At 34.1% G+C, this 13003-nt stretch carries 10 protein-coding genes; 8 read left to right on the forward strand and 2 right to left on the reverse strand.

Annotated features, from left to right (window positions below; genetic code table 11):
- The first annotated feature begins 5 nt into the window (after window positions 1–5).
- Both CQS04_RS09705 and drmB read left to right on the forward strand, forming a co-directional pair.
- Window positions 6–3548 (forward strand): helicase-related protein, encoded by a 3543-nt coding sequence (locus tag CQS04_RS09705; protein ID WP_100353959.1) that lies wholly within the window; start codon window positions 6–8, stop codon window positions 3546–3548.
- A 12-nt stretch (window positions 3549–3560) separates the two neighbouring features.
- Window positions 3561–5423: a DUF1998 domain-containing protein gene (gene drmB, locus CQS04_RS09710; protein WP_100353960.1), complete on the forward strand. Its 1863-nt coding sequence runs from the start codon at window positions 3561–3563 to the stop codon at window positions 5421–5423.
- 97 nt (window positions 5424–5520) lie between these two features.
- On the opposite strand, the gene CQS04_RS09715 is transcribed toward drmB, so the two are convergent.
- Complete coding sequence (locus tag CQS04_RS09715) at window positions 5521–6747, reverse strand: phospholipase D-like domain-containing protein (protein WP_100353961.1); 1227 nt, start codon at window positions 6745–6747, stop codon at window positions 5521–5523.
- A 115-nt stretch (window positions 6748–6862) separates the two neighbouring features.
- On the opposite strand from CQS04_RS09715, the gene CQS04_RS09720 reads away from it, so the two are divergent.
- The 3 genes from CQS04_RS09720 (at window position 6863) to CQS04_RS09730 (ending at window position 10052) form a co-directional block, all read left to right on the forward strand.
- The gene (locus tag CQS04_RS09720) at window positions 6863–7621 is read left to right on the forward strand and encodes an HNH endonuclease (protein ID WP_100353962.1); all 759 of its coding nucleotides are present in this window, start codon (window positions 6863–6865) and stop codon (window positions 7619–7621) included.
- Window positions 7622–7767: 146 nt separating this feature from the next.
- Complete coding sequence (locus tag CQS04_RS09725) at window positions 7768–8667, forward strand: hypothetical protein (RefSeq protein ID WP_245858797.1); 900 nt, start codon at window positions 7768–7770, stop codon at window positions 8665–8667.
- Between the two features lie 83 nt (window positions 8668–8750).
- Window positions 8751–10052, forward strand: a complete 1302-nt coding sequence (locus CQS04_RS09730) for a DNA cytosine methyltransferase (RefSeq protein ID WP_100353963.1) — start codon at window positions 8751–8753, stop codon at window positions 10050–10052.
- A gap of 191 nt (window positions 10053–10243) precedes the next feature.
- Here CQS04_RS09730 and CQS04_RS09735 read toward each other — a convergent pair whose 3' ends face one another.
- Entirely contained in the window at window positions 10244–11224 is a 981-nt protein-coding gene (locus CQS04_RS09735; protein WP_100353964.1) for an HNH endonuclease domain-containing protein, read from the reverse strand.
- 421 nt (window positions 11225–11645) lie between these two features.
- On the opposite strand from CQS04_RS09735, the gene CQS04_RS09740 reads away from it, so the two are divergent.
- From CQS04_RS09740 to CQS04_RS09750, 3 genes are read left to right on the forward strand one after another with little or no spacing between them, the layout of a single operon-like run.
- Window positions 11646–12005, forward strand: a complete 360-nt coding sequence (locus CQS04_RS09740) for a hypothetical protein (protein ID WP_100353965.1) — start codon at window positions 11646–11648, stop codon at window positions 12003–12005.
- 15 nt (window positions 12006–12020) lie between these two features.
- Window positions 12021–12290, forward strand: a complete 270-nt coding sequence (locus tag CQS04_RS09745) for a hypothetical protein (protein ID WP_100353966.1) — start codon at window positions 12021–12023, stop codon at window positions 12288–12290.
- 38 nt (window positions 12291–12328) lie between these two features.
- Window positions 12329–12922, forward strand: coding sequence for a hypothetical protein (locus CQS04_RS09750; RefSeq protein ID WP_100353967.1), 594 nt, complete (start codon window positions 12329–12331; stop codon window positions 12920–12922).
- Window positions 12923–13003: the final 81 nt, after the last annotated feature.

Raw genomic sequence — 13003 nt, forward strand, 5'->3', positions numbered from 1 at the left:
TTAAAATGAATTCAGAATTGGAAGCTTCGCTAGAAAATCGAGAAGCAATAATCAAAGCAATTGAGCAAGAAATCGTTGGACCAGGTGAAATAAATAATACTAATAAGCAATTTAATCCGTATGGTAGCACAAAATTTACTAGTTTTGAAGAGTTGAATTCTAACTACTATTATATTTACGGAACAGAAAAGGAAGAGGTTTTACAAGGAGAAGCACCCTCAAGACGTTATGCTGCAGGTATGTTATACCCATTTGAAGCAACAAGTGTTGAAGAAGAAATTTATGAACAACTTGAACCTGAATCGACTGATAATGAGTTTTATAAAAATAAAAATGAGGATGAAACAGGAGGATTTGAAGAACAGGAAGGTCTCGAGGAGGTTCCTCCACAAGTTCAACAGAATGACAAAAATATAGCTAGTATGGGAGTAACATTTTGTCTTTCCAATGATGCAACGAGTTTTAAAATTGGGTTTACAGGCGGGGCTTATGATAAGCATCGTATTCAAGCAGATATTGTAGCGAAAGATAAAAATTACAAATTTAAAGAGGATTGGTGGTTGCGCAAAACTGTTTACACGCAATTAGAAGTTAAGTTATCAGACTTTGATCTTACAAAAAGAATAAGTCTGAATGAATATGAATTAGAATTGCTTGATTCTCTAAATACACCAGTGCCACGATTAAAATTAAAATTTCATATTCAATGTCGCAGAAAAGAAGAATATTCATTATTTACGGTTACAGTAATTAACGTAACCCCTACACCGGTACAGTTCAGTAAGGATGAATATAGTGTCTTTCAATCAAAAATTATTTTGCAAGCACAGGAAGGGGATTTTTTAAATTATCCTAGTGCCTCTGAGCGAAATTTAGAAATGTCTGATAGCGAGTGGAATAATGAACTTTTGTTTAAAAATAAATTTAATTATGCATTTGGTCATAACTGTTCTGTTAACTGGAATTACAAGTCAGAAAAAATAAGCGAAATATCCACAACATTTATTCCTACATATGAAACAGAAAGTATGACGCCAGATATAGAAATTGAAATAAATGGAACAAAACAATCTTTGAAAATAGAAATGCGAGATTTGATGAATATTTCAAATCATGAAGAGCTACTGAAAATCCTATACCCACTTGTTAAAGGATATAAAGATTGGATTTATCAAAAGGAGCTTGAGACTTTAAGTGAAATTAAACGACCGCAATTACGAAACGTTGCTATAGCCAATATAAATCTATGTAAGGAAAGCCTTTATAGAATGGAAAGGGGTCTAGAATTACTAAAAGATTCTAAAGTATTGAAAGCTTTTAAATATGCGAACAAAGCTATGCTGTTACAACAAATTAATGGGAAAATCCCAAGAAAAGCTCATTACGAATATCCTGAATCAAATAATAAGTTAGAACTGATAATAGATCGACCTTTTGAAGAAGTCATGGAAAATATGATTGAAATCGAAAAGCAGAAAAATAGCTGGCGTGCATTTCAAATTGCTTTCCTTCTAATGTCAATACAATCTCTCGTCGATAAAGAATCTTTAGACAGAGAAGTCGTGGATTTAATATGGTTTCCTACAGGGGGAGGCAAAACGGAAGCATATCTAAGTGTTGCAGCATTTCAGATGTTCTATCGACGTTTATTGGACAATACAGATGATGGTGTAGATATAATCATGCGTTATACACTACGATTATTGACTGCAGATCAATTCCAAAGAGCTTCTCGATTAATTTGCGCCATGGAGTTTATTCGACGTGAAAATGTTAGTGAGCTTGGAGTTACTCCATACTCAATTGGAATATGGGTAGGTGCAAAGACAACTCCCAATCGCATAGAAGATGCATTGCGCGAGGTGCGTAAGATGGAGAAACCTCAAGGAGCTGAGCACATAGGTATTACAAGATGCCCGTGGTGTGGCTGTCAGATAGGAAAGGTAGAAGTGAGAGGTGAAAAATCCAAACGTAATGAATCAAAGTCTTTGGGATTTAAATTGAGAGATGGGGAATTAATTGTCCATTGTCCAGATAAAAGTTGTCATTTCAATAATGAGATACCGGTATACTTTGTCGATGAGGTAATTTACAAGAAAAGACCTACTTTCTTAATTGGGACAATTGATAAATTTGTACAAGTAACTTGGCGTCTTGAAGCGAGAAAGTTATTTGGTATCAATGAAGACGGTGTAAGAGAAGTTTCGCCTCCTCAGCTTATTATCCAAGACGAACTTCATCTAATTTCTGGTCCCTTGGGTACTTTAACTGGTCTTTATGAAATATTGATAGAGGAGCTATGTATAGACGATCGAGGCAAAATTCCAGTTAAACCAAAGATCATTTCAGCAACTGCAACGATTAAAGAATTTGAAGAACAAGCGAAAAGTTTATTTGGACGAGAACATGCACGCCTCTTCCCAAATCCAGGAATAGATATTGATGATTCTTTTTTCTCCAAAGTAGCATTGGATCAAGAAGGTGTCCCGAAGGCAGGGCGAAAATACATTGGAGTGTTTCCTTCAAAAGTACGCATTTTAATGGCCCAAGTAATGACGTATTCAGCAATCATGCAGAAGGTAAACGGTTTCCCCGAAGACCAAAAAGATCCTTTTTGGACACTGTTATCATTTTATAACAGCCTTCGTGATCTTGGTGCTGGGTTAAACCTTTTTAGTAGCGATATTCCAACATATATTGATGCTTTAGTAAAACGAGAGGGAATAAATTTAAAGGACAAGCGGATAATTTTTTCTTCTTTAGAGCTTACTTCTAGAAAGCAAAGTAACGAGATTACAAAAACAATTGATGAATTAAATGTTACATATCAATCAAAAAATAATAAAGGGTATAGTCGAGCATTAAATGCGTGTCTAGCTTCCAATATTATTGAAGTGGGTGTTGATATAGATCGGCTCTCGCTTATGGGGATTGTAGGTCAACCAAAAATGACAGCACAATACATTCAAGTAAGTGGTAGAGTAGGGCGGCGACCAGACACTAGACCTGGATTAATTGTGACTATATATTCCAATCAAAATTCACGTGACAAATCACATTACGAACATTTTATTGGATACCATCAACGATTGTATGCACAAGTAGAAACGACAAGTCTTACACCATTTTCATCCGCAGCTCTTGAACGAGGATTATCTGCAGTACTTATAGGATTTCTTCGTCAACGCCTAAATAGTGAATTAGCTAAAGCTCCAACTAGAGATTCATTGAAAAGTGTATCTCAAGACTCAAGATATTTGAATTTTAAATCAAGATTATTAAATCGTGTAAATTTAATAGATCCAGAGCAATCAAATTTAGTAGAAAGACAGATTGCAAACTTTATGCACTTACTATACACGGGTAGATATGAGTCTTGGAGAGTCTCAGACACTCAAAGAGGTTTAATGCGGGAAGCAGGCAAATTAGCTGATGCTGATAAATATCCAAGCAGTATTCCTGTTATAAACTCGCTTAGAAGTGTTGACACTGAATGTATTGCGACTATTACGCCTTTAGACGAAGACTTTGATGAGTTTGTTTGGTAAAGGAGGATAAATATGAAAAATTTACCTATGAGACGTTCAAAATTAGTAGGAACTGAAGGACCTGGTGCATTAGTAATTAGTCCTGAAGGTGAAACGGCAGTTGTTGGCGCCTTAGATTTATGGTTCAGAGATTTTTATGGAAATGAATCGAGTGATTTAAAAGAATTTGAAGTAAACGAACCGCGTCTTAAAAGTGTTTTAAAAGTCGATAAATTCTATACTCCTCCTGAATTTAGAAAAAGATCAACTAATAAGATGGACGTTGTACCCAATACTAATTTGATAATTCCCCTTATGCGTTTTCCGAAATGGCATTATTGTGGATATTGCAAAACTCTGAAAGAATTTGAATTAGATGAGAGCAGTTCGTTCGCAGATTGTCCGGAGTGTATACAAAAACGTATTTTTAAACAGGTCCCATTTGTAGTTATTTGCGAGCATGGACATTTATCTGATTTCCCTTGGCGAGAATGGGTCCATGGATCTGAGGAAACTAATTGCAAAGGAAATTTAATAATAAAAACAAGTGGGGGAACAACGCTTGATTCCTGGAGTGTTAGCTGTAAAGCCTGTAACTCTTCTCGCGATTTGAATCGCATTACATCTGAGAAGAAAGAATCGGGGACAAGTTATTTAGGTGATAACTTGAATAAGAATAAGAATGCTCCTTATACCTGCCCTGGTGAAAGACCATGGTGTGGAACTGAAAAAGAAATTTGCAGCGCTGCTCCTGTAGCTATACTACGAAACTCTATCAATGTTTATATGGCTAGAAAAATCAGTGCTTTAGCAATTCCTGGAGATTATACTGACAGCGTAGATGCGATAGTATCTGCTGTACAATCACCTTCCAAGATGACAGTCCGGGAAAATCTAAAACTTATTGCCGGTGTTGATAACAGAGTTCAGTTTCTTCGTAACAGTTTAAGGTTTGATATTGATAAAAATACATCTGATGAAGATTTTCATGAAGCTTTGCTATATCTTGAATCTGGAACTCAATATCAATACACAGAAGAAGAATTAGAGAGACCAGGGAGTTTGATCAAGGAGAAAGAATTTGAAAAACTTATTGGTAAAGTTAATACTAGGGAACTCAAAGTAGTCCCCGAATGGACATTTGAAAAAAATGGTAAAGAGGAAAATTACTTCAGTGAATACTTTGAAAGAATCTCTAGAGTACTGCGACTAAAAGAAACAACCGCTCTTTATGGATTTGATCGCAAAGATTATAAATCGATGAGTGATTATAGTAGTTACTATCATTTGTTATATAAAAATATAGAAGATGCAAAAGAGCTTTGGTTGCCTGTAAATGAGGTTTATGGTGAAGGAATATTCCTGCAATTTAATGTGAAAAAAATAAAAAAATGGGAAAGTTCATCAAATGTAAAAGCATACTTTGAAAATTATCTTGCGCGCGTATCACATGTAAATCATCGTGAAGAAATGATATTAACGCCCGGAAATATTATGATGCACACATTTTCTCATTTTTTAATCGATGAATTAGCAAACATATGTGGATACAGTCGTGCATCTATTCGAGAAAGATTATATCTTGATGAGAATCAGTGTGGGGTTTTAATTTATATTTCTGCTGGCGATGCTGAAGGAACACTAGGTGGATTAGTTCGATTAGGGTTGAAAGATAAAATTTTCCACATTATTGATAAAGCAAAAAATAATGCGGAATGGTGTAGCTCTGATCCAGTATGTACAGAAATAGGAACGACACAAGGGCAAGGTATTAACGGAATAAATGGGGCTGCTTGTTATAACTGCTCACATATTCCAGAAACTTCTTGTGAATATTGGAACTTGTATTTGGACAGAAGTCTTTTAGTAGATCCTACAATTGGATATTTCAGATAAGTATTAGTGATTTTTTACTGAAGCAAATAAAATAAAAAGGTTAACTAGTATTACATTTGAATATGAGTCAACCTTTATACCATTATTACTTTAAAAATTATAATATAGCATTAGCTTTATCCCATAATTTATTGAAATGATTCAAATAGAGGTTTACAGAATTTTGATCTTCAATAAAATGAAAACTATTGATTTCAGAAAAAGTGTTTATAATAACTTCTTCTTCACCTGAATCTAAAAGATATTTCATAGAATATTTCTCTGCCCAGGCAAATTGAGTAGAAGTAAAATTTGCAGTTGTAACGATTAATATATTGTCAACTACTATAAATTTGTCATGAATTAATGGATGATTGAATCTTTGGGAAATACTTGAGAATTTTTTCATTGCTTTTTCAGCCTCAACGTTTCTTGTTCCTTGTTTTTGATGAGAGGATAATGTTTGTTTTAAGATTTTTATGTCTATAGATGGCGTTGAAGCTTTGTTAATAATGCTATCTACTATACTTTTGGAATTTTTATCAAATGAGTTAATGTCACTGACGTGTTGCCCACAAATATAGATTCTTTTTTTGGCATTTAAAATGTAATCGATTATTTTGTTTTGAACATAATGATTACTGCCTATTTCCTTGTATTTAATAAAAGGCGCTGTAAAATAACAATTTGAATACTTGTCAGGATCTAAAATGCTTGGGGTTACTACATAAGTATGGTTATTATCATCAACGTAATTTTTATAATTAATGGACCAACTATCTAATAATGAAAAGTAGTCTCTAAACATTTGTATTGTTGAGTTATCGTTTGATATTACAAGCATATTTTCACTGTGTGCAGGATCCCCAAGTGCAAAATTACAAGACGTAGAAATGCATTTAGTCTCTTCTGGAAAAACAGCAAGTATAGATTTATTGTGTAATGAGTAGGAATTTCTACCTCTTGATGTTTTTTGTTTATGCCATACATATGTATGAGGAAAGATTTTTAATTCTATAGCTGGGAATCTTAGAATTCTTTTATATATCTTTTGACCATAATCTAATTTTGACTCATATACACTGCTTTTTTTATTTACATAAAGAGTACTTTTCTTTTGATCATAACCGCTCAAAGGAATAGAATAAATTTTTATTTTGCATCCTTTTTTACTTAATTCTTCAAGGAATTTTTGTAAATAAGGATTATTAAAAAGGAAAAATGAGATATGTATTTCTTTTGCATGTATTAATTCATTAAGCAAAGTATTTAATAAATGGACAGAACTTCCCCTTACATTTTTTCTGTCTATATTGGTTGGAATATCAAAGTAACAGTTAATCATAATTAAGTATATTCAACTCCTATTATGTTATGGATGAAATAAAAAATTCATGTTCGAATTATAAGAAGGTTATATTTATTGTAACATTATTACTTAATTTGGAAGGTGAATATTAATGAAATTTGATTTTAAAATAGGTGAAATGTATAGCAGGAAGGAAGTGAAAAAACTTATTGGTCATCCTGAGCCAGATCTAATAGGAGGTATCTGGGGTACGGGATACACGTCTTTCGAGAATTGTTATTTTATATTTGCGAATGTTGGAGCTGCGGGACGAACAGGACATGATTACCCCAACTTATTAGCTTATAATTCATTATATTGGTACAGTAAAGGTACTGAGTCACTTCATACTAAGACTATTACAAATATGATGAGTGGAAATTATGATATATATATATTTACTAGAGAAGATAGTAAAGATGTACAGTTTGTTTTTCGAGGATTAGGATATGTAAAAGATTTCGAAGACAATAAGCCAGTGCATATTGTTTGGGGCTTTCATAATTCAAAGGAAACTATAGTGCCTAAAGGCTTTCAAATTAATCAACGAAAGTTATTTTTAGAAGGTGCTAAAAAAGATAGTTTGGCAACAAGATATGAACGTAATCCTGGAGCAAGGAATGCTTGTTTAGCCTATTACGGCTATAACTGTGTTTGTTGCAATTTTAATTTTGAAAATAAATATGGTGAAGTAGGTAAAGAATTTATACATGTTCATCATGAAATTGAAATTAGTACTATAGGTGAAGAATATCAAATAGATCCTATTATGGATTTAAAACCAGTTTGTCCAAATTGTCATGCAATGATACATAAAAGAAAACCAGCCTATTCTATTTATGAAATCAAGAAATTTCTAGAGAAAGTATAAAAGATAGTAATAGTTAATAAGGTTTGAAACATAATTAACTTATCCTACAATAAATATTTCTGTAAATATAAGCTTGATAAGTTAACTATAAATAGGAATAAACACCTCTTGAGTATATAATTACAATATACTATGGAGGTGTTTTTTTGGTTAATTTCGGTAATTCAGAGCGATACATTTTATCTTTATTTTCTACAGGAGAGCATTTTTTTTATAATAATCAAGTATATAAAGTGGTACTTTCCGGTAAACCGAGAACGCGAAAAGGGGAACCAAAAACAGACATATTTGTGCGTAGTGAAAATCTAAATGATAGCAGTTTAATAGATTTTAAAATATCTTTTAAACAACGCAATGCAGACTTTTTAGAGAATAAAATGACTTCAGATCGTGCTATACAGATTTTTGGTCCTAACTGGCAACAAGTAATTACCAACTTCACAAGGAGTATTAAAGATAAGTTTTATGAAAAGCCGTTAATATATAAAGTAGGTCATGGTAGAACTAGCAAAGGTTCAATCACATTAGGCTGGCGCTTTGAGTTGATAAATAAAATCGGTGGAGGATTATCAGGTATAGCAAATCTGACACAAAACGAAGTATATGAAGTATATGCTGGTGAAAAATTAGATAAGACGAAACGACACGCATTTGTAAATGACGTTCCTATTACAAATTCAGGAATAGCCAATTGCATAATTAATTCTGATATTGATTCAATTACTAATATACAAGATGCTGTGGATGCATTAGTGGATTTATATGATTTTGCAACTTATAATCCAAATGTTTATTTTGTTTGTAAAGCTCTAAATTATAGGAGTTTTGAAAAAAAGATTGAAGGTAATAGAGCATTGTCGGTATATATTAGGTGGGAAGCAGAAAATAATCAATTGAAACCTTATTTAGAGTTTGATAATCCTTTATCCATAAAAGGTAAACAAGTAAAAGAAAAATTAGAAGATACATTGCAAGAACTTAACATAAATACAACAGATGACATCACTCCAAACAATGTAAATGAGTGGAGTATTGTAAAAAAATAGTACATATAAGTATAGCAATTTTCTAAACTGGCCTTTTATGCAACCATTTGATATAATAAGGAGCATATCAGGAGGTGGTTTTTATGGAATTGACAGAAACATCTACAGGTTTTGACATTAAGTTAAATGAAAAAGGGCGTGGGAAATTTAAACCAGCTCCCGATTATAAAATTGAAGACGTGAAGCGAATTTTGGAACAAAAGATCATTGAAGAAAATGCCAAGATTTTAGATTCTAAGATAGACAATGATTATTTACATGACGTTCAATATAGACAAGATAAAATAAATGTAATCAGCCTATTTTCAGGGTGTGGTGGATTGGACCTCGGCTTTGAACTTGCTGGATTATCAGCAGTTTTAGATGAGCAAATATGTATGCAAGCCTTTAAAGATAAAGATCAATTTAATAATATCCGTGAAGAGAGCGTATTTCATACTATTTACTCTAATGATTTGTTTAAAGAAGCTAATGCATCTTATAAACGAAACTTTCCCAATACCGTTGTCCAACATGAATTAGACATAAGAAGAGTGAGAAACTTTCCAAAAGCAGATTTAGTGATTGGAGGTTTTCCATGTCCGGGATTTAGTGAGGCGGGACCTCGTTTAATAGATGATGAAAGAAATTTTCTTTACATTCATTTTATAAGATGTCTGACGCAGGCCAAACCAGATGTTTTTGTTGCTGAAAATGTAAAGGGCATGCTTACCCTAGGAAAAGGTGAAGTTATAAAGCAAATCGCAGAAGATTTCTCGGCCGCTGGATATAGAGTACAGTATAAGTTACTAAACTCTAGAGATTACGGTGTTCCCCAATTAAGAGAGAGAGTTTTTCTAGTTGGAGTAAGAGAAGATCTAGACTACGAATATAACTTTCCGGAACCATCTCACGGTGACGGACAACATCTTCTTCCCTATGTAACTTTACGTGATGCAATTGGAGATTTAGAAAAAAATCCAGGACCTTATTTTACTGGGTCTTATTCAAGTATCTACATGTCGAGAAATCGAAAAAAGAAGTGGGATGACCAAAGTTTTACTATACAGGCATCTGGTAGACAAGCACCATTACATCCTGGTGGTTTGTCGATGGAGAAAGTGAATTCAAATAAATGGATTTTTCCGAACGGAGAGAGCCAACACAGACGTTTATCAGTTAGAGAAATAGCTCGAATCCAAACATTTCCTGACTGGTTTTATTTTGATGATGGTGAAAATGATAAGGTATCTCATAATAATCGATTAGATAAGCAATACAAGCAAATAGGAAATGCAGTACCCGTGCTTTTAGCAAAAGCAGTGGCGGATCCAATAGCTAAATGGGCAGTAGAAAGAGTTAATTCAAGAGATACAATTAGTGTGCAACAATTAAATCTTTTTTAAAGAAATACTTTTTGGAATTAAGTTAATTATTTGAAATATTATGATTTGTTTTGAAAAGAATAAATTTAATAATCGTTTCTAATAGAATTTTTTAAGCCTAAATATCTCGTACCTAAAAATATTAGGGACGATATTTAGGCTTTGTCTTATAAAAATTATTAGTAAGATTCTCGTATTCCCAATTCTTATGATTATTTCCACCCCACTTCAAATCCATTTACATCAGCATACCTATATAAATCCTTAAGAATTTGAAATTCATAGTCTTCAAATGCCAACCGCACATGTATTTCTTCAGAGTTCTTAAATTCTTCATTTCTGTTGTGCAGTTTATTTAGATATGTTTCATTTGGTAACTTACGACCTTTCTTCGAGTTAAGAGTCTGAGATGTTAATACAAGATTCCACAAATCATCAGAATGGATGAACGACCAAGGGATGAAGTGATCAACAGCGATGTTCCGTTTAAAGGGTTGTAGAGGTGTCTCTGTATAGAAACATTCAGCACCTGTAAGGGAAATAAGTTCTTTCTGAAATTGCAGCAGAGAAGATCTTTTCGTGATGTTCTCGATATTCTCTATTAAGATTTGCTGTTCAATTAAAGGATTTTGAACTTGTATGTATTTTGTTAATTCGTATGTAGTCAGTTTGAAGATGGTGGTTTGGTATTTTCGTAAAAAATGAAGACTTGTGTCAGAAAACTGCAATAACTCACCTTTCTTAGAAAAAGAGTAAAGAAGTCTATTAGTATCTTCGAACAATGCTCCAATAACATATTTTTTTAGGATTTTAGAAGTAATTTCTTTCTCGATCAAAGTTTGCGTTACAGGGTTAATAAACTCATAACTTACTTTTGACGGGATATTGTATGCCTCTTTGACAGTTAAAAGCAGCGTAACAATTTGAGAACGATGACCTTGCTGGTACTCGTATTCTACAACCAGATTCCAATAAAACTTTGCTAATGAATGAGCAAGTTGTGGGTAGGAAATTTTGAATTCACCATCAGTTTGATACAGATTCTCTAAAATGGCGCGTAGAAGTCCGAATTTATAACTTGTAGTTTTTGCAGACTGATTTGAGAGTGCCTTCATAATTGCTGCAAAATATTCGTCGTCAGATGCGTTTGAATAGCGTATTGCGCCCTCATTTAACTGCCAACCTGCTACCATGTCGTCACCTCGCTTTCTTAAATCCATCATTTTTTTCAAGCTATTTGAAAAATCCCCATCTCTCTGCGTATTCTACACAAAGAGGACAAACTTTTAACTTTTAATAGTTTTCATTCCTATATACTCTTAAATTTCAAGATTTAGATTTACAAAAATAACAAGCTCTTTTAGGCATAGACGTGCCATTCGAAGCGTTTGATTGTGTAAACACGGCAGAGAATCTGCGGAATATACTCATCATTAAACTTCCTTTCAAAAATATGTAAGTACTATTATATCCATCCTACCATAATTGAGTATGTTAGAAGCCATCTTAAATCATTGCTGATCAATGACGGTGTACAACACTAAAATCTGCTAAGTACAGGCTGCATATCCATATGTTAGGATTAACTTAAATTCACAAAGGGAGTGGAGATTGATGAAGATTACAATGGATATGACAAAAGGGGCCTATGAGGTTGCTAAGAAAGTATATGCAGGGAGCTTGAGTCGAACACAAGGGAAAGATCAAATAAATAAAACGACTGGGATGAATGCAGGATCAGCCAGTGACTTCATAACGATTTTCTTAGCTATGATGGAAGGAAAAGTGTATAAACGAGCATTCAACAATGAGTCTAATTTATATGTTCTAAACAATATCCGTAAAGATTATGGCGATGGGGCATTTAAAAAAGCACTAGATGCGGCTCAACAGCATGTCGATTACTATTCAGGTCTAGGAAAAGGAAATTTGACGGGATATCAGACCATCATAAATGAATTAAGAAAATCTTAAATAGGAGTGTTTCTGATGAATGGAGAAGATTTTAAAGTCTGGTTAGAGACTTCTAGAATGTTATCGCCAAGTTCTGTAAAGCACTATTATGGAGCAATAGAAACTTTGAGAAATGAGCTTCCATCCTGGGGATTGGAGTCAAAAGACTTATTCGCAATGACAGATGATTCTTATATAGATGAGATTTTAGATAACTCCTCGTTTCAAGAAAAGAACAAGAGAGGTCATAACATGTATAGCGCTGCTTTGAATCATTTACGTGAATATATACGTACAACAAAATGATAGTCCGAAATAGATTAAATGAGAGGAGGCCACCCACCATGCCCAAAATCCCAATAGAAGTCCTAAGAGATCTAGGAACCAAAGGTGTCGAGGCTTACAAGAAGAACCCGCAGATGGTGAAAGCTGCTCTAGCGATGGCACCAGCGGTCTTGAAGGGGCTCGCAGAATTAAATGACAAGAAGCACGAGTGGCACCGGAACAAGCTGGTGAAGAAAACGGAGCTTGGCAAACTAGAGTATGAGCAGGTGCGCTATATGCGCTACCAGGATCAGATTCTGCCGCATTCGGAAACGTATACGTATGCGAAGCTCGATGAGTGTATTTCGGAAGTGGAGAGCTTTGTGATGCAGCTCCAAGAAGAGATGAAACCATGGAAGCGACCAAAGCTAGCGCCTCGCATTGCGAAGTGGCAAAAAGTGAAGGGGCAGTTAGAAGCGATTCAAGATACGCGATTCTATGGAGAGTTGGTTCGCCTGAATGAGGATCCAGATTATGAGAGTGCGTTCCTTTCTAAGAACATTCAAGAGCATTTCCGAGAGCTGCCGACTTTAGAAGACCGGAAAGCTTTTGTGTTGCAGTTTACGACTCGTGATGAAGAGAAAGTGAACCGAGATTTTCTGAAATATGTCTGAACATCCAGAGTGCGAGAGCTCGGAATTTGTCACCCCATGCGCCTACCTGTGTCCAACACAAGTAGGTTCGCAAGTTGGGTG

This window comes from Chryseomicrobium excrementi (assembly GCF_002798305.1).
In the GTDB taxonomy this organism is placed as follows: Bacteria; Bacillota; Bacilli; order Bacillales_A; family Planococcaceae; genus Chryseomicrobium; species Chryseomicrobium excrementi.

What these genes read in the sequence shown, in the direction of transcription:
- CQS04_RS09705 (WP_100353959.1), top strand. Translation starts at nt 6, where the DNA reads ATGAATTCAGAATTGGAAGCTTCGCTAGAAAATCGAGAAGCAATAATC.
- drmB (WP_100353960.1), top strand. Translation starts at nt 3,561, where the DNA reads ATGAAAAATTTACCTATGAGACGTTCAAAATTAGTAGGAACTGAAGGA.
- CQS04_RS09715 (WP_100353961.1), bottom strand. Translation starts at nt 6,747, where the DNA reads ATGATTAACTGTTACTTTGATATTCCAACCAATATAGACAGAAAAAAT.
- CQS04_RS09720 (WP_100353962.1), top strand. Translation starts at nt 6,863, where the DNA reads ATGAAATTTGATTTTAAAATAGGTGAAATGTATAGCAGGAAGGAAGTG.
- CQS04_RS09730 (WP_100353963.1), top strand. Translation starts at nt 8,751, where the DNA reads ATGGAATTGACAGAAACATCTACAGGTTTTGACATTAAGTTAAATGAA.
- CQS04_RS09735 (WP_100353964.1), bottom strand. Translation starts at nt 11,224, where the DNA reads ATGGTAGCAGGTTGGCAGTTAAATGAGGGCGCAATACGCTATTCAAAC.
- CQS04_RS09740 (WP_100353965.1), top strand. Translation starts at nt 11,646, where the DNA reads ATGAAGATTACAATGGATATGACAAAAGGGGCCTATGAGGTTGCTAAG.
- CQS04_RS09745 (WP_100353966.1), top strand. Translation starts at nt 12,021, where the DNA reads ATGAATGGAGAAGATTTTAAAGTCTGGTTAGAGACTTCTAGAATGTTA.
- CQS04_RS09750 (WP_100353967.1), top strand. Translation starts at nt 12,329, where the DNA reads ATGCCCAAAATCCCAATAGAAGTCCTAAGAGATCTAGGAACCAAAGGT.